This window comes from Paraburkholderia sp. J11-2, assembly GCF_905220185.1.
GTDB lineage: Bacteria > Pseudomonadota > Gammaproteobacteria > Burkholderiales > Burkholderiaceae > Paraburkholderia.
This window is the reverse complement of the sequence record NZ_CAJMYY010000016.1, coordinates 59,763-76,761: the sequence shown is the minus strand read 5'-3', so window position 1 is coordinate 76,761 and position 16,999 is coordinate 59,763. Positions and strand designations below refer to the sequence as shown.

Sequence of the window (16,999 nt, the reverse complement as noted above, 5' to 3'; positions counted from 1 at the left end):
TACAACGGACGATTATGCTTAGCCGTTGACGTCGAAACGTTAATAAGAATTAAAACTATGTAAGTGTCCGTTTCTATCCGATCGGGCGATTAATACTTTGATCCGTGTCATTTGGCCGCGACTTAATGACCGAACGTACGTAAATCGCCGCGCATTCCAGCGCGGCGTATTGATGCACTCCGATAATTCGTTACGTTTGCTCGTTCGCCGGCGCCGGCACGCGTTGCACGTGAGCGTGGTTCGCGGGCGTCGCGCGTACGTCCACCTGGCCATGAATGCGTGACTGGTGGCCGTCCGCGAACATGTAGTATGGAAACGGATGTGCGGGTTCGGAGGCGGCGTCAAGGCGCGCGACCAGTTCGGGGGCGAGCGTGAAGTCGAGCGAGCCGAGCGATTCTTCGAGTTGTGCGGCCTTGGTTGCGCCGACGATGATGCTTGCCACGCCGCGCTTTTGATAGAGCCAGTTCAACGCCACCTGCGCCATGGGCCGGTTGGCCTCGTGCGCGACGCGCTCGAGTTCGGCCACGATCGCGAAGTTGCGCGCGGAGAGCTTGTCGAAGCCGGGCGGCGGCTTCGCGCCCACCGTCTGCAGGCGGCCCGCACCGCTCACACCTTCGCCAGCCTGTGACGGCCGATATTTTCCCGATAGCACGCCCATCCCGAGCGGACTCCACGGCACGAGCCCCATGCCGAGTTGCGTCGCCAAATCGGCGAATTCGTGCTCCGCGTTGCGCTCGATCAGCGAATATTCGAGCTGCATGGCCGCCACCGGTTCGAAGCCGCGCCAATCGGCCAGCGTCTGCGCGCGGCCTGCGTACCAGGCCGGCACGTCGGAGAGACCCACGTAGCGGATCTTGCCCGCGCGCACTGCGTCGTCCATGGCGCGCATTACTTCGTCGGCGGGCGTCATGCGGTCCCATGTGTGCAGGTAGTAGAGATCGATGTAGTCGGTGCCGAGCCGCTTGAGCGAGCCGTCGAGCGCTCGCAGCAGGTTCTTGCGATGGTTGCCGCCGGCGTTCGGGTTGCCCGATTCCGCGTTGTAGGAATACTTGGTGGCGATGACGAGGCGCTCACGCAGACCGCGCGCCGCCGCGAAGCGCCCCACCCAGGTTTCGCTTGTGCCTTCCGTATAGAGGTCGGCGGTGTCGATGAAGTTGCCGCCCGCGTCGACATAGAGGTCGAAGAGCCGCTGTGCGCAAGCTTCGTCGGCGCCCCAGCCCCATTCGGTGCCGAACGTCATCGTGCCGAGGGCGATGGGGCTGACACGCAGGCCTGAGCGGCCGAGCAGGGTGTAGCTATCGAGTTTCATGGCGGTGTCCTTAAAGGATGGGTGGCGAACGCGAACTCATCTTGCGCCTTTCCTTTTTGTGGAAAAATCGGGTTCACCTGAAATCACCGTGAAGCTGAGCTTCACAATGGAGACGGCATGGGCCCGCTTTCCGATCCGGCGCCAGCGCCGAGCGCCGCGTCCGGGCTGGCGGGGCGCTTGCCCGCTCTGCTTGCCGTGGCTGCCGTCGCACGGCACGGCAGCTTCACTCGCGCGGCGTTAGCCCTGGGCTTCTCGACTTCGGCGCTGTCCCAGGCCGTGCGGGCGCTCGAAGCGCAACTCGGCGTGAGGCTCTTCAATCGCACGACGCGCCGCGTCGCGCTGACCGAGGCGGGCGCGCAGTTTCTGGCGCGCGTGCAGCCCGCGCTCACTCAGATCGAAGCGGCGTTCGATGCGCTCGACGCCTCGCGCGACGTGCCGGCCGGCATGCTACGCATCAACCTGCCACGCGTGGCGAGCGAATTGCTCGTCATGCCGCATCTCGCGGAATTCATGATGCGCTATCCGCAGATCAAGCTCGAACTCGCGCTCGACGACGGCTTTGCCGATCTGGTGGGCGAGGGCTTCGATGCGGGCATTCGCCTGGGCGAATCAGTGGCGCCTGGCATGGTGGCGGTGCCGATCGGCGGGCCGATACGCATCGTCGTGGTGGGCTCGCCGCAATACTTCGAACGCCACGCGCGCCCGGTTACCCCCGAGGATCTGGCTGCGCATGATTGCCTGCACTATCGCTTCGCGACGGGGGGCGTCTACCGCTGGGAGTTCGCGCGGCCGGACGATCCCCGGCGCGTATTCGACGTGGTCACCGAGGGCCGCTTCGTGACCAACGATCTGCGCACGATGGTGCGCGCCGCGGAGCAGGGCGTGGGCCTCCTGCACGTGATCGAAGACTACGTGCGCTCGCCACTGGACGAAGGCCGGCTCGTGCCGGTGCTCGAGTCGTGGGGCGCATCGTTTCCCGGCTTCTATTTGTATACGGCCGGGCGCGCCCAGTTGCCGCCCAAACTGCGTGCGTTCATCGACTTCCTGCGCGAGAAGCGTGTGGCGCCTGGATTCGCGTAGCCGTTTTCAGATACGTCTGATTCGGTCGCGTGAAGATCGCGCTTATCTTTAAAAGATTCGCACGTGAGGCTCATGACGCCGAACGGCGCTCCCCTTTTTCCAGATAGCAACGTAACAGCGCCGCGCGCCACATTGCCGGCGCGATCCTATGATGAGCAACCCTGCCACCACGCCGGCCGAAGCCTCGGACGAGCAAGCGCGCACGAAGGCGGCGCTTGCGCTCGCAAACCAGCACTTCGACTCGGGCAGAACGCGCGACGCGCTGCTCGCGTATCAGGAACTGCTCGCGCACGAGCCACGCAACGCGCATGTGTTGCATCGTCTGGCGCTCTCGTATTTTCGCGACGGACAACGCGACCTCGCGCGCGACCATCTGGAACGCGCAATCGGCGTGGCGCCCGAACGCGCCGAGCTCTGGGAGCATCGCGGCTTGCTCGCGGCCATGGCGAACGAGCACGTCGCCGCCGAAGCGTTCTACCATCGTGCGATAGCGCTCAGCGGTGGCACAGCCAGCTTGCATCGCAACCTGGCCGACGTGCTCAAGCTGGCGAAGCGCCGCGAGGAAGCGCGCATGCACTACGAAAAGGCGCTCGACTATGCGCCCACACTTCATCACGCATTGTGCTGCCTGGCGCGACTGAATCTCGAAGACGAACGCCTGGAAGCGGCTGCGGAATATCTGCGTCGCGCACGCGCAGTGGGGACCTCGCGGCTAGCAGATGGGCTCGAGTTGCTAACGGTCCTCGTGCGCCTCGAACGCCCTGCGGAACTGATCGCGCAAATCTCGCAGATGCGCACCGAGTTCGCGGCAGACGCCGCAGCACTCGAAAGCCTCGCCTTGCGGCTCAACGAGCTTCATCGCTTCGACGACGCGTATCAAGTCGCGCGGGAGGGCCTTGCCGTCGATGCCACGCGGGGCAAGCTCCATCACAACGCGAGCTACGCGTCGAACATGCTCGGCGAACATGCGCGTATGCGGCATCACGCTGCAGAGGCGGCGCGCTTGCTTCCCGACGACGAACATGTTCAGTTCAACGCCGCCGTCACGATGCTGCGCGACGGCGACTTCGAGCGAGGGTGGCGGCACTATCACTGGCACGAACGCTTGCCGCAGAACAGTACGCTCGTGCGTCCTGGCTTTCCGGTGTGGTCCGGTGAAGCCGTGAACGGGCGTCGGTTTTTGCTGATCGGTGAGCAGGGATTGGGGGACCAGCTTCAATCCTTGCGCTACATCGAATGGCTGCAGCGCCAGGGCGCGACGGTCGATGTCTGGGTCGACAAGGCGATTGGCGACGTCGCGGCATGCGCGCGTGGAGTGAACAAGGCCTGGACCACATTGCCGCCGGGTCCCTATGACTTCTGGAGCCGTATGTTCCGCTTTCCAGAGTCCATGAAACTGACGGTGGACAGGCTGCCGCTGGCCATGCCTTATCTGGGCGCGCCGCCTGAGTGCGTCGGCCATTGGCGTGAGCGGGTTGCCGGCGGGGCGCATCGTGGCGCGCGCCAACGCCGCGTGGGGCTCGTCTGGGCTGGGAACCCCGACTACGAATTCGACCGTTACCGCTCGCTTGCGCTGCACACGTTGCTGCCTGTGCTCGCCCGGCGTGGCGTGTCGTGGTTTTCGCTGCAGAAGGGCGGCGCGCAAAGCGAGCTGGAGGCGTTGCCTCACGACATCGACATCACGCCGCTCGGGCCGGAGATCGCGAACTTCGTGGACACGCTCGCCATCGTCCAGTCGCTTGATCTTGTGATCACCGTCGACACCTCGGTCGCGCATCTTGCCGGTGCGGCTGGCGTGCCGGTGTGGATCCTGCTGCCGACCTGCACGGACTGGCGCTGGATGACGCAGCGCACCGATAGTCCCTGGTATCCGTCGGCGAGACTTTTCAGGCAGCGCGAGCTGGGGCGATGGGATGGGGTGATCGAGGAGGTAGGCGAGGCGCTGGATGCGCTGCCGCCGAAAGCGTGACGTAGCCGCTGCTCGGCACCTCACGCAGACAGCGTGCACAAAGCAAAAAGCCCAGTCCGAAGACTGGGCTTTTTGCTTGAATCCTGGTGCCGGAAAGAGGAATCGAACCCCCGACCTTCGCATTACGACTATGTGCGTTATTGAGTATGGCGAGGCGGCACCAGCGATTTCGCTCGACGAGTTCCCACCGTCACGTTCTGCCATGATCCCCGTCAAAGTATGTTAATTGCGCGCGCAACAAAATTGCACCCCGTTGGAACTGTCTGGAGAATGACCCGGAGGACAAAAGAATTGCTGGCCTAACCCGGACTGAGCCAAATTCCATGACCAAGCCCCCGGCAACCGATTCACCCCAAAGCCCAAAGGCTACCCCGGCAAAGCTGAAACTGCTGCCGTTCGCTTTTCCGTTCCTTCGCAAGGGCCAGGGGCATTCCGCCACCGCTGTGCAGTTGGCCGACGAACATGACATATACCGGTTGCTCGCAACGAGCGAGCGGTCCGGCTCATATCTCGTCAGTCGCAAAGGCATGTGGCACGGCGGCATTCACGTCACGGAGGCAGGTGCGGGGCAAGCGCTGGACCTTGACGCAGGATTGCGCTGCATCGCGGACGGCGAGCTCGTCGCCTGGCGCGCGAACCGGGACTACCCGGTCAGTGAACTGGCAGTGGATGGCAGTAACACGCCGTTCCGGGCTCCCTACAGTACGGGCTTCGCCCTGGTGCGCCACGAGATGGAGTTTCCGCACGGCACGAAGCTGACCTTCTACAGCCTGTACATGCACCTGATGTCCAACGCCGACTACGACAGCAATTTCCCGAAGCGGCAGAAACCAGCGTACTGGTCGCGCCAGTGGCAGATCACACAGTACGCACAGGACAAACCCCGGCCGGGTCCCGGTGGCCAGATGGCGGCCCCGTCTCAGGTCGGTCTCAACGTGCGCAAGACGCCCAACGGCTCCGTCCTCGGCATCCTGCCGCAGGGTGCGAGCGTGAGTATCGGCAAAACAGAAACGGTACACGGCGCAACGTGGGGACAACTGACGGACCTGAACGGAGCCACGCTGTACGCACCTGTAGCGGGCGGCTACGTGGCACCATCCGCGGCGAATACCGGCTGGATTTACCTGGGCGCGCAGCATGGCGGCCCGGTCACGCAAGAGGACATCCCGGATTCGAACTTTGACCGGGTAATCGTCACAGCAAGCCAGATGTGCAGTCCGGGCGATCCGCAGGGCACAGGCGGCGCCAGTCCCTTGAAGGCGGGCGACCTGATGGGCCACCTTGGCCGCTATGACTCGCTGGACCGGCGTACAGCTGGTACCCGGATGGCGCACATTGAGGTGTTCTGCGACGAGGGTATCAGGAAGTTCATCAAGGACGGACGCGCCTGGGTCGACGCCAACTGCGCGAACGCGACCCAATGGAGTCAGCTTGGCTTGTCCGCGGACCCGACGATACTCCGCATTGACCGTGGGACCACGCTTTATCGCGATCATGGGCTGCAGGGGCAGAATGCAAAGCAAACCGATGTAATCCAGACCTATCGACTCGCCGCTCTGCCGCGAGACGCGGCGCACCTGTTCACTGAGACAGCGTCTGGCAGTGACGGGCTGAAACTGCGCTGGTGGAAAGTTGACAGCGCGGATATGCGACGTAGTGCCATCACAGGATGGGTGCGTGAGCAGAACTTTGCGGGTGGCCGTGTGACCCGCGAGTTCTCGCAGGACTGGATCGATTTCGAGTGCCACGACGAAGGCCACGATCCGGCGCACACCATTTTCGCGAGCACGGGTGACTATGTGGACTATGCGCTCGGCGGCGATACGCCCGGTGTGGGTTCACTGGGCAAGCTGAGTCCACTCATGGCTGCTCTCTACCGTGTCCTGTATCCAACCGGTGACGGCGCTCGCGCAGCGGACGACCTCTGCACTTCCGGGCAGGACATACAGGGTGACGGATTTCCGTGGACCGCCTTTCGGGCGTCTCGCTTCATTGCGAAGCACGAAAGCGAATGGGCGAATCCTGCCAAGTGGCAGGAATTGGTCAGCGCAATCGAGCAACGCACCGGGCCGAAGCCCGAACACGAGGAGGAAAAGAAACGCATCGCGAAGCTCACATGGTGGGACGAGGTGCGGGCCGGGGTAGCAGGTTTTCCGGAGGCGAATATCTACCACATCAATCCGATTGGATTGGTGGGGAATTTCATTGAAAACTGTGACTGTGCTGCACGGTTCAAGAAAATATCAACAGTCATTCTTCGACATGAAGGTGGATACGTTAATAGGAGCGACGACAAGGGAGGGCCGACGAATCATGGTATTGCGTGGCTCACATGGCAGAAATACGCAGAGGAAGACGTCGGTGTCGCCCCTACGCTGGATAATTTGAAAAACCTGACGGAAGAGCAAGCTGAGGCTATTTATCTCAAGCGCTATTGGCAACCAAGGGGATTTTGTGGGTTCAAAGATGAGCGCGTGGCATTAATGTCTTACGACTGGACTATAACGTCAGGAGGAGCCGCTTTGCAGATTCAAAAGCTGTTAAACAAGAAATATGATTCAAAAATCGTGGAAGACGGTGGCATGGGAAAGCAAACAGTCGATGCCATTAATTCTGTCCCCGAACAGGAGATGTTGCTAGAGGATATCGCGTCGATTAGGCGGCAATACTACACAGATCTCACAATCAAGGATCCCGGACAGATCGGTAACCTTAAAGGGTGGTTGAATAGAGTGAACGATTGCCTGCAGGTGCAAGTATGAGCACGTCTAGACGCTTTACTATTTTCATTCTGACGATAAGTGCTCTGCTCATTCATTCTTTATCGTGGGCGACCGAAGGCAAATTTTCAGGCAATTGGACATACATTGGACACGTGGCAGGGTCAAGCAAACCAGATCAAACTTTCGAAATAAAACTCAATGAAGCTAGTGACGGTACAGTAACTGGCTCTTATTGTTTTATTACACAAAACGCCAATCGAATTGACTGCGGCACGGCCGGCGATCAAAATATTCATGGGTACGTGAGCGAAGATGGGCGACGCGCGGAAGTTCATTTTTACTCTTTTTTTGGTGCAAAAGATGGCATCGCAGAGTTGATCAGTGACGACGGTTTGTTGGTGTGGAAGGTTAAGAAAAATCCAAAGGGCGATTTCTTTTATGGACCTTACTCGATAACTCTCACCCGTAAACAAGCCGAAACGCACCAAGGCGAGCATCAGGTAATTGTCGATAGAGCCTTCTTGTATCCTACTGCATTGAAAGCGAAGGTTAAAACCTATATCATCAAAGGAGAGTATGTGAAATTAATAAGTATTTCAAATGATTTTAAATTTTGGAAAATTTCATATTCTGAAAAAAACGGGGCTACCATAGAGCGCTGGATCGATTGTCACGCCATTAATTTCTGTCCTTGAGTCAGTTTGACCGAAGGTTTTGGGACTTGAAATTATTTCTATGTACCTCACACCAAGCCGATCCAGGTTTTCATGGTTAGGCGGTGCTAGTCCAAGTCGCTTTTGTGGGAGGCCGCTTCAAAGGATAAGGGCACGCTCCGCAACACGGCGCAGGTGAATCGGGCGCTACGTCACCTTACACTGACCTTGGATCCGGTGATCTTAAACGTCCACGAAGGCGATATTGGTGCGGTGATACGCCCTCAAGACGGGTGACGTATTCCTGCTTCCAGAGCGGACAACTGCGCATATCGTCGATCAGCCGTTGCAGTTTTGGCGTCCTTACGCGAGGTGATCAAGTAGAAGTCAGAATGGCTTGCGCTACGGACAGTGGATTGCTCGTTCTCTTTCTAGTCGCGGGCGCTAAGCCAAGTGTGCAGTGGCGCGCCGTTTGCACTCCCGTTGAGATCGATGAATAGAGCGACCCTACCCTCTGGGCCAGATACCAAACGGCGCAAGACAGTAGCGCGCCTTCCCACGGATTTGCCCCCATAGCCAATAGCTCACGTAGAAAGCAAAAAGCCCAGTCCGAAGACTGGGCTTTTTGCTTGAATCCTGGTGCCGGAAAGAGGAATCGAACCCCCGACCTTCGCATTACGAATGCGCTGCTCTACCGTCTGAGCTATTCCGGCGTCACATCAGAGAAGAAAGATTATAGGAAGTCGCCGCGAACTATGCAAGCCCTTTCCTCATCTTTTTTCATTTTTTGGCTTCGTGGTGGTAGCGCGTGACGCGTTCGACCTCGTTCTTCGAGCCGAGGAACACGGCTACGCGCTCATGCAGGCTCGTCGGCTGGATGTCGAGAATGCGCTCCTCGCCGTTGGTCGCCATGCCGCCCGCCTGCTCGACAATGAACGACATCGGGTTCGCTTCGTACATCAGGCGCAGCTTGCCGGGCTTCGACGGGTCGCGCTTGTCGGCCGGGTACATGAAGATGCCGCCGCGGTTCAGGATACGGTGCACGTCGGCGACCATCGAGGCGATCCAGCGCATGTTGAAGTTCTCGCCGCGCGGGCCGTCCTTGCCGTCGTTGAGCTCGCCAATGTACTGCTGCACCGGCTCATACCAGTGGCGTGCGTTCGATGCATTGATCGCGTATTCGCGCGTGTCTTCCGGAATGCGCATGTTGCTCTGCGTGAGCACCCACGAGCCCAGTTCGCGGTCGAGCGTGAAGCAGTTCACGCCGTTGCCCGTGGTGAGCACGAGCACGGTTTGCGGGCCGTACACGGCGTAACCGGCCGCGACCTGCTTCGTGCCGGGCTGCAGGAACGATTCTTCGGTCGCCTGCTGGCCGTCCGGGCAGCGCAGCACCGAGAAGATCGTGCCGATCGACACGTTCACGTCGATGTTCGACGAGCCGTCGAGCGGATCGAACACCAGCAGGTATTCGCCCTTCGGATAGTTCGCCGGGATCGGGAAGAACGTTTCCATTTCCTCCGAGGCCATCGCGGCGAGGTTGCCGCCCCATTCGTTGGCGTCGAGCAGGATCTCGTTCGAGAGGATGTCGAGATTCTTCTGCACTTCGCCCTGGACGTTCTCGCTGCCGGCCGTGCCGAGCGCGTCGCCAAGCGCGCCCTTGCTGACGTTGAAGCTGATCGCCTTGCACGCGCGCGCGACGACTTCGATCAAAAGACGCAGATCGGCGGGCAGGTTGCTGTGCTGGCGCTGCTGCTCGATCAGGTACTTGGTGAGGGTGGTGCGACGTTGCAAAGCCATTGCAGTACTCCGGATACGCTTGGGAATAGCGCAATTCTACCCGCTCGACTGTGACCGCCCGTCGCACAGCCGCGCAAAATAAAGCGCCGGGGCGCGGCCCGGCTTGCTGGTGCGGCTTTTCGCCCGGTGGCGGGTGTAGTCGCGCCGCTGAAAATAATCACGAAAAAAATGCGCAAAAAAACCGGCCTAAGGCCGGTTCGTGGGTTGGCGCGCGGTGCGGATCAGGCACCGCGCGTTGCGCCTCGTTTCGTCTGATCAAGCCAGCGCTTTTTCGACGATCTCGCGCACGTCGCGCGATTTGGCTTCAGCGGCTACACGCTCCAGCGCCGCGCGCATCGCGTCACGCAGTGCGGGCGTGAAGCGGCGCCACAGTTCGAGATTGCGAGCGAGACGCGCCGCGACCTGCGGATTGAGTGCGTCGAGCGCGATCACCTGGTCGGCCCAGAACGCGTAGCCCGAGCCGTCGGCGGCGTGGAACTGCGCGGGGTTCGCGGCGCAGAAGCTGAAGATCAGCGAGCGGGCGCGATTGGGGTTCTTGATGTTGAACGCCGGGTGACCCATGAGCGCGCGCACCGTCTCGATGGTCGGGCGTTGCGCCGTGCCCCGTTGCGTGGCCTGCAATGCGAACCATTTGTCGATGACGAGCGGTTCCTTCTCGAAGCGCACATAGAAGTCTTCGAGCGCCTTGCGCGCGACGTCGCCGCCGCCGGCCGCCTGCACGTTCAACAGTGCGGAAAGCGCCGCCGAACGATCGGTCATGTTGTTCGCCGCGTCATATTGCGCCGTGGCGAGGCGCACCGCCTGTGCGGCATCGTCGAGTTCCGAGAGATAGGACAGCGCAAGGTTCTTCAAACCGCGGTGTCCGGCCGCCTCGGGCGTCGGCTCGTACGCGCCCGGCGTGACATTGCGCTCATAGGCCGCGAGCCACTCGCGTTGCAGTGCGGTTGCCAGTTGCTTGCGCACGAACTGGCGCGCCGCGTGCACGGCGGCCGGGTCGGATTCGGCCATCTGCTCGGCAAGATAGGTTTCCGAAGGCAGCATGAGCGCAAGCTCGCGGAACGACGGCGAGAGCGATTCGTCGGTCAGCACGCGGCGGAACGCATCGACGAGCGCGCTGTTGATTTCGAGCGGCTGGCCCGCGGCGGCGCGAGCAGCAAGCGCGAGCAGTTCGCGCGTCGCGAGGCGCTGGCCCGCTTCCCAGCGGTTGAACGCGTCGCTGTCGTGCGCGAGCAGGAAAGCGAGTTCGTCATTGCCATAGTCGTAATCGACGATGACCGGCGCCGAGAAGTTGCGCAGCAGCGAGGGCAGGGGCTTGGCCATCACATCGGCGAACGTGAAGGTCTGCTGCGTGTCGGTCAGCTCCAGCACGCGCGTCGTGCCGTGCGCGGCGGCTTCGCCTTCGAGGCGCAGCGGCAGGTCCGCGCCGTCCGGGCCGATCAGGCCGATTGCAAACGGAATGTGCAGCGGGCCCTTTTGCGTTTCGCGCGCGGCGGGCGAGCCGTTGGCGTAGCCCTGCGTGAGCGTCACGCTGTAGCAGCGCGTGCCTTCGTCGTAGCTCGTCGTCACGCTCACACGCGGCGTGCCCGCCTGGCTGTACCAGCGCTCGAACTGCGCGAGGTCGCGGCCATTGGCGTCGGCCATCGCGTGGCGGAAGTCGTCGCAGGTCACGGCCTGGCCGTCGTGGCGCTGGAAGTACAGGTCCATGCCCTTGCGGAAGCCGTCGCGACCGAGCAGCGTTTGATACATCCGCACGACTTCCGAGCCTTTCTCGTAGACGGTCATCGTGTAGAAGTTGTTGATCTCGACGTAGCTCTCCGGTCGCACCGGGTGCGCCATCGGGCCCGCGTCTTCGGCGAACTGCATCTGGCGCAGCACGCGCACGTCCTCGATACGCTTGGTCGCGCGCGCAGCTTCGTTTTCATCGCCGCCCGACATCGCCGCCGAGAATTCCTGGTCGCGGAACACCGTGAGGCCTTCCTTCAGGCTCAGCTGGAACCAGTCGCGGCAGGTCACGCGGTTGCCGGTCCAGTTGTGAAAGTACTCATGGCCGACCACGGCTTCGATGTTTGCGAAGTCGACATCGGTGGCCGTTTCGGGATTGGCGAGCACGTACTTCGTATTGAAGATGTTGAGCCCCTTGTTCTCCATCGCGCCCATGTTGAAGTCGCTCACGGCAACGATCATGAAGCGGTCGAGGTCGAGTTCGAGCCCAAAGCGCTGCTCGTCCCAGTGGATCGAGTGGATGAGCGAGTCCATGGCGTGGCGCGTCTTGTCGAGATCGTGCGGCTCGACCCACACCTGCAGCAGCTTTTCCTTGCCCGAGCGGCTCTGGATGCGTTCTTCCAGCGCCACGAGCTTGCCCGCCACGAGCGCGAACAGGTAGCTCGGCTTGCGGAACGGGTCTTCCCATTTCGCATAGTGACGGCCGTCGGCCAGGTCGCCTTGCGCGATCAGGTTGCCATTCGAGAGCAATACCGGGTAGGCGAGCTTGTCGGCGCGCAGCGTGACCGTGTAGGTCGCCATCACGTCGGGGCGGTCGAGGAACCAGGTGATGCGGCGAAAGCCCTCGGCCTCGCACTGCGTGAAGAAGTTGCCGCTCGACACGTAAAGGCCCGAGAGCGTGGTGTTGGCGGCCGGGTCGCACGCGCCGGTGAGCGTGAGCTCGAACGCCTCGGGCACGTTCTCGACCGTGAGGCCGTGCTCGTGCGTGCGCACGTTCGCGTACGGTTTGCCGTCGATCGCCGCGCCGATGAATTCGAGCTGCTCGCCCATGAGTTCGAGATGCGCGGTGGGTTGCGCGTCGGGATTGCGCCGCACGCGCAACGTGCTCTTGACGACCGTGCGCTCGGGCGCGAGGTCGAATTCGAGGTCGACGGTATCGATCAGAAACGCGGGCGGTGCGTAGTCTTCGCGGCGGATCACGGTGGGCGTGGCAGTATCGGACATGGTCTGGATAGGGGCGTGTCGGATCGGTGTGGATCGATCGTGTGGATCGGATTGGCCGGCCGCGGCGGCGTGGGCGCCCGCAGGGCGCTGCCTGCCGTCGCGGGAGCACGGCGGTTCGCCCCATTGTACAAAGGCTCGGGCCGCTTTGTCCGTCAGGGCTCGGCCCGCGAACTTTCGCGCTGCGCCGCGAGTCAGTATGATCAGGCCCTGCCGCGCGGTGACAGACTACAAAGCGGGCCACAAGACAGGACACGACCGGCGTGAAGCGCGCACGGACCGGACAGGGCACCAACAGGGAATAAGCGCGGCGCAAAGTTCGTATCGGAGAGAGCGGCCCCCACGACTGCACCTTTCCAACTGAATGAAGACGAGAAGACCATGATGCACGACCGATGGACCCGCCGCGCCCTACTGATGCTGGCGGCGCTCGCACTCACGCTCTCCGGCTGCACGACTTACGTGACGAGCCAGGTGACCGCTTTCTCCGCATGGGACGGCGGCAGCGACGCCACGCGCACCTTTGCGTTCACACGCAGCGCCGAGCAGAGCCAGAGCATCGAGCAGAGCACCTACGAGCAGTTCGTCGCCAACGGGCTCGCTTCGCATGCGTTCCGCCTCGTGGCCGAACCGCAGGCGCACTACCTCGTGGGGCTCGCTTACGGCAGCCGCACCGACACGGTGACGGTTGCGCAGCCCGTGTTCTACAACCCCTGGCCGGGCCCGTACTGGGGCCCCTGGAATCCGTGGGGCGCGTGGGGACCGTATCAGCCCGCCTACGTGAACCAGACCTATCCGGTGTATTCGCATGCGCTCGGCATTCGCATCACCGAAAGGGCGAGCGGCAAGGAGGTCTACAACGTGACTGCGCGCACTTCCGGCGACGATCCGTCGCTCGTGCGCGTGATGCCCTTTCTCGTGCAGAGCGCGCTGGGAAATTTCCCTCTAGCTAACGGCACCGTGACGGAGGTCAAGATTCCGCTAGGCAAGGGCGGCGGCGCACCGAACGAGACCAGTGCGGCCTCGCCTGCAGCGGCGCAGGGTGCCGCAGCTGCGCCCGCCAAATAGGCCCGTCAGAACCCCACGCCCAGAATCGCGAGCACGCCGAGCACGACGAACAGCACCGCCGCAATCGCATGCACGAGCTTCGTCGGCAGCTTGTGGGCGAAGCGGTCGCCGAGCAGGATTGCAGGCACGTTCGCGATCATCATGCCGAGCGTCGTGCCGGCCACCACGCCGAAGAAGTCGTGAAAGCGCGCGGCGAGCGCGACGGTGGCGATCTGCGTCTTGTCGCCCATCTCGGCGAGAAAGAAGGTCACGACCGTCGCGCCGAATACGCCAAGCTGCGAGCGGTTCCCGCTCGCTTCGCCTTCTTCGAGCTTGTCCGGCACGAGAATCCACAGCCCCATGGCGACAAACGAGGCGGCGAGCGCCCAGCGCATCACACCGGGCGTGACGAGCGCGCCGAGCCACGTGCCGAGCGCGCCCGCGCCCGAGTGGTTGACGAGCGTGGCGACGAGCACGCCGAGAATGATCGGCACGGGTTTGCGGTAGCGCGCCGCGAGCACGAGCGAGAGCAGCTGTGTCTTGTCGCCAATTTCGGCGAGCGCGACGGCTCCGGTGGAAACCAGAAAAGCTTGGTTCACGTTGTGGTGGATCCTCGGGCCGTGGTGTGTGCGAGCGACGACCCACGCACCGCCGGGCCCTGTTGCGGCGGTCATGGGTCATCGGTCTCGCCAGGCCCGGGATAAAGGCTGCGTCCGCCATGGCCGCGCAGGCCAAGTCTGTTGACGGACGCCCCCGCGAATTCGCGCGCGGCAAGCGCGGGGTCTTGAGACCGGCGCTGCGGCACTGTGGCGCGATTCGGAGGCGGCTACTCCCCAATGAGGCGCGGATTATACCATGCAGGTTTTCCCTGCAACCCGCGCCGGGCGGGGCTTTCAGCGGTGCGCGCCGTCGCGGCTGTGCACGCGTTTGCCCGCCGCGTACGTCTCGAACACGGCGCGGTCGTCGCCGAGCAGGGCGAGCGCGAACAGCAATTCTTCCAGCGATTCGGCGCGCGCCGTACGCCGCGCGAGCAGCGGCGTGGACTGCGCATCGAGCACGACGAAGTCCGCTTCGCTGCCGGGCGCGAGCGTGCCGATCTTGTCGGCGAGATCGAGCGCGTGGGCCGCGCCCGCTGTCGCGAGCCAGAACATGCGCGTGGCCGTGAGATGGTGGCCGCCCATGCGCGCGACCTTGTGCGCCTCGTTCATGGTTTGCAGCATCGAGAACGAGGTGCCGCCGCCCACGTCGGTGGCGAGCGTCACGGGCATCGACGATGCGCCCGCCTTGTCGAAGTCGAACAGTCCGCTGCCGAGGAACAGGTTCGAGGTCGGGCAGTGCGCGGCAACCGTGCCGGTGTCCGCCATGCGGCGGCGGTCTTCGTCGTCGAGCCAGATGCAGTGGCCGTACACCGCGCGCTTGCGCAGGAGTCCGTAGTGATCGTACACATCGAGGTAGCTGCGATGACCCGGGAACAGTTCCTTGACCCACTTCACCTCATCCGGGTTTTCAGCCACATGGCTCTGGATGAAGATGTCGCCGTGCGCCTTCGCGAGCGCGCCGCACGCTTCGAGCTGCGCTTCGGTCGAGGTGGGCGCAAAGCGCGGCGTGAGCGCGTACATCTGGCGCCCGCGGTTGTGCCAGCGCTCGATCAGCTCGGCGCTGTCGTCGTAGCCCGTTTGCGGCGTATCGCGCAGGAACTCGGGGCAATGGCGGTCCATCAGCACCTTGCCCGCGACCATGCGCAGGTTCTTCGCTTCGCTCGCGGTGAAGAGCGCATCGGCGGACTGCTTGTGCACGGTGCAATACACGAGCGCCGTGGTCGTGCCGCAGGCGAGCAGTTCATCGACGAAAAAGCGCGCCGTGTCCTGCGCCACCGCTTCGTTTTCGAAGCCGCGCTCGGTCGGGAACGTGTAGGTGTCCAGCCACGGCAGGAGGCCCGGCGCGGGCGACGCGATCATGTCCGTCTGCGGATAGTGGATGTGCGTGTCGATGAAGCCCGGCACGATCAGCTTGTCGCGCAGGTCATGGACTGTTGCGCCTTCGCTCACGCGCGACGTGAGCGCGGACCACGCGCCCGAGGCGAGCACGTGGCCGTCTTCAACGATCACGACGCCGTCTTCGTTGAAGACCGCGGCGTCGGACGATTGCGCGGGATCGCCGGTGAACGTCAACAGTTTTGCGCGGTAAGCCGATTGAGTCATGGGAACTTCGTCTCCGATAAATTCAGGTATTCGTCCAATGCATGCCCCGCATGTCGCGCGCCGCTCCTGAAAACGAGGCGCGAGAGGGCCCACGGTCCGGCGCTCGCGCGCTGGACCGGATTCGTGTGACAGCCCGGGCTGGGGCTTGCTGTGCGGACGAGTCCGCGTTTTTGTTCGCGCGTTAGTGCACGCTTTAAGCCGTTGTGCGCTTCCAGTTCGCGTCGAGCTTCGCGATCAGCGCGGCGCGCTCTTCGGGCGTCACGAACGAAGCCTCGAAGCCGTTGCGCAGGATCGTGTACACCTCGTCGTCGTCGAGCTTGAGCGCTTCGATGATGGCGCGGTAGTTCTCGTTGACGTAGCCGCCGAAGTAGGCGGGATCGTCGGAATTGACGGTCACCGCAACGCCTTTGTCGAGCAATTGCTTGAGCGTGTGCTGCGTCATGTCGTCGAACACGCACAGTTTGGTGTTCGAAAGCGGGCACACGGTCAGGGCCACGCGTGTGTCGGCCAGACGCGTGACGAGCGCAGGATCTTCAATGCTGCGCACGCCGTGATCGACGCGATCGACCTTGAGCAGATCGAGCGCTTCGTAGATGTACGAGGGCGGGCCTTCCTCGCCCGCGTGCGCGACGAGCTTCAGGCCCATCGCGCGTGCTTTCTCGAACACGCGCTCGAACTTCGAGGGCGGGTGGCCGCGCTCGGACGAGTCGAGGCCCACGCCGATCAGGCGCGCATGGCGCGCGAAAAGCGGCTGCGCGGCGTCGAAGGTGGCGAGCGCATCGGCTTCGCTCAGGTGGCGCAGGAAGCACAGGATCAGCTTGCTCGTGAGGCCGCGCTTTTCGGCGTCGGCGAGCGCGCGGTCGATGCCCGCGACCACGGTTTCGATCGGCACGCCGCGTTCGGTATGCGTTTGCGGGTCGAAGAATATTTCGGTGTGCACGACATTGTCGGCGAGCGCGCGCTCGCAGTACGCCATCGTCATGTCGTAGAAGTCCTGCTCCGTGAGCAGTACGCTCGCGCCTGCGTAGTAGATGTCGAGAAACGACTGCAGGTCGGTGAACGCATAGGCGGCGCGCAGCGCGTCGATCGAGTCGTACGCGAGCTTCACGTTGTTGCGCTGTGCGAGCGCGAAGATCAGCTCGGGTTCGAGCGAGCCTTCGATATGGATGTGCAGCTCCGCCTTCGGCGCGTTGGCGGCCTTTTCGACGAGTGCCGTTGCGCTCGCGGCGGTGTTGGCGGCGGGGTTGGCCGGGATCGTGATCGTCATGTTCGTTTCG

At 62.8% G+C, this 16,999-nt stretch carries 11 protein-coding genes, 1 tRNA gene and 1 riboswitch; of the genes, 5 read left to right on the top strand and 7 right to left on the bottom strand.

Translation table 11 applies throughout. The annotated features are described in order from the left end of the window. Positions 1 to 190: 190 nt before the first annotated feature. Entirely contained in the window at positions 191 to 1,309 is a 1,119-nt protein-coding gene (locus U5A57_RS22625; protein WP_321913879.1) for an aldo/keto reductase, read from the bottom strand. A 117-nt stretch (positions 1,310 to 1,426) separates the two neighbouring features. Between U5A57_RS22625 and U5A57_RS22620 the strand changes: the two genes are divergently transcribed. The 4 genes from U5A57_RS22620 (at position 1,427) to U5A57_RS22605 (ending at position 7,776) form a co-directional block, all read left to right on the top strand. Beyond that, on the top strand, positions 1,427 to 2,389 hold the full coding sequence (locus tag U5A57_RS22620; protein ID WP_321913878.1) for a LysR family transcriptional regulator: 963 nt from the start codon (positions 1,427 to 1,429) through the stop codon (positions 2,387 to 2,389). 148 nt (positions 2,390 to 2,537) lie between these two features. Further along, complete coding sequence (locus U5A57_RS22615; RefSeq protein WP_321913877.1) at positions 2,538 to 4,358, top strand: tetratricopeptide repeat protein; 1,821 nt, start codon at positions 2,538 to 2,540, stop codon at positions 4,356 to 4,358. 323 nt (positions 4,359 to 4,681) lie between these two features. Next, entirely contained in the window at positions 4,682 to 7,120 is a 2,439-nt protein-coding gene (locus U5A57_RS22610; protein WP_321913876.1) for a glycoside hydrolase family 108 protein, read from the top strand. Continuing rightward, a complete protein-coding gene (locus tag U5A57_RS22605; RefSeq protein WP_321913875.1) occupies positions 7,117 to 7,776 on the top strand; it encodes a hypothetical protein in 660 nt (219 codons plus the stop codon). Before U5A57_RS22610 ends, U5A57_RS22605 begins: the two co-directional genes overlap by 4 nt. A gap of 595 nt (positions 7,777 to 8,371) precedes the next feature. On the opposite strand, the gene U5A57_RS22600 is transcribed toward U5A57_RS22605, so the two are convergent. The 3 genes from U5A57_RS22600 to pepN all read right to left on the bottom strand — a co-directional run bounded on the left by U5A57_RS22600 (position 8,372) and on the right by pepN (position 12,477). After that, positions 8,372 to 8,447: transfer RNA gene (locus tag U5A57_RS22600), tRNA-Thr, on the bottom strand. Between the two features lie 67 nt (positions 8,448 to 8,514). After that, entirely contained in the window at positions 8,515 to 9,531 is a 1,017-nt protein-coding gene (locus tag U5A57_RS22595) for a class 1 fructose-bisphosphatase (protein ID WP_321913874.1), read from the bottom strand. 255 nt (positions 9,532 to 9,786) lie between these two features. Further along, a complete protein-coding gene (gene pepN / locus U5A57_RS22590; RefSeq protein WP_321913873.1) occupies positions 9,787 to 12,477 on the bottom strand; it encodes an aminopeptidase N in 2,691 nt (896 codons plus the stop codon). A 378-nt stretch (positions 12,478 to 12,855) separates the two neighbouring features. Between pepN and U5A57_RS22585 the strand changes: the two genes are divergently transcribed. Next, positions 12,856 to 13,542 (top strand): DUF4136 domain-containing protein, encoded by a 687-nt coding sequence (locus tag U5A57_RS22585; protein WP_321913872.1) that lies wholly within the window; start codon positions 12,856 to 12,858, stop codon positions 13,540 to 13,542. Between the two features lie 5 nt (positions 13,543 to 13,547). Here U5A57_RS22585 and U5A57_RS22580 read toward each other — a convergent pair whose 3' ends face one another. From U5A57_RS22580 to U5A57_RS22570, 3 genes are all read right to left on the bottom strand, one after another. Next, a complete protein-coding gene (locus tag U5A57_RS22580; RefSeq protein ID WP_321913871.1) occupies positions 13,548 to 14,120 on the bottom strand; it encodes a TMEM165/GDT1 family protein in 573 nt (190 codons plus the stop codon). 92 nt (positions 14,121 to 14,212) lie between these two features. After that, positions 14,213 to 14,368, bottom strand: a riboswitch (yybP-ykoY riboswitch). A gap of 46 nt (positions 14,369 to 14,414) precedes the next feature. Then, positions 14,415 to 15,722, bottom strand: a complete 1,308-nt coding sequence (gene guaD / locus U5A57_RS22575) for a guanine deaminase (protein ID WP_321913870.1) — start codon at positions 15,720 to 15,722, stop codon at positions 14,415 to 14,417. Positions 15,723 to 15,915: 193 nt separating this feature from the next. Next, positions 15,916 to 16,989: an adenosine deaminase gene (locus U5A57_RS22570; RefSeq protein WP_321913869.1), complete on the bottom strand. Its 1,074-nt coding sequence runs from the start codon at positions 16,987 to 16,989 to the stop codon at positions 15,916 to 15,918. Between the last annotated feature and the right edge of the window lie 10 nt (positions 16,990 to 16,999).

Excerpts from the sequence above, each read along its gene's own strand:
- U5A57_RS22625 (WP_321913879.1), bottom strand. The coding sequence starts at position 1,309 with ATGAAACTCGATAGCTACACCCTGCTCGGCCGCTCAGGCCTGCGTGTC.
- U5A57_RS22620 (WP_321913878.1), top strand. The coding sequence starts at position 1,427 with ATGGGCCCGCTTTCCGATCCGGCGCCAGCGCCGAGCGCCGCGTCCGGG.
- U5A57_RS22615 (WP_321913877.1), top strand. The coding sequence starts at position 2,538 with ATGATGAGCAACCCTGCCACCACGCCGGCCGAAGCCTCGGACGAGCAA.
- U5A57_RS22610 (WP_321913876.1), top strand. The coding sequence starts at position 4,682 with ATGACCAAGCCCCCGGCAACCGATTCACCCCAAAGCCCAAAGGCTACC.
- U5A57_RS22605 (WP_321913875.1), top strand. The coding sequence starts at position 7,117 with ATGAGCACGTCTAGACGCTTTACTATTTTCATTCTGACGATAAGTGCT.
- U5A57_RS22595 (WP_321913874.1), bottom strand. The coding sequence starts at position 9,531 with ATGGCTTTGCAACGTCGCACCACCCTCACCAAGTACCTGATCGAGCAG.
- pepN (WP_321913873.1), bottom strand. The coding sequence starts at position 12,477 with ATGTCCGATACTGCCACGCCCACCGTGATCCGCCGCGAAGACTACGCA.
- U5A57_RS22585 (WP_321913872.1), top strand. The coding sequence starts at position 12,856 with ATGATGCACGACCGATGGACCCGCCGCGCCCTACTGATGCTGGCGGCG.
- guaD (WP_321913870.1), bottom strand. The coding sequence starts at position 15,722 with ATGACTCAATCGGCTTACCGCGCAAAACTGTTGACGTTCACCGGCGAT.
- U5A57_RS22570 (WP_321913869.1), bottom strand. The coding sequence starts at position 16,989 with ATGACGATCACGATCCCGGCCAACCCCGCCGCCAACACCGCCGCGAGC.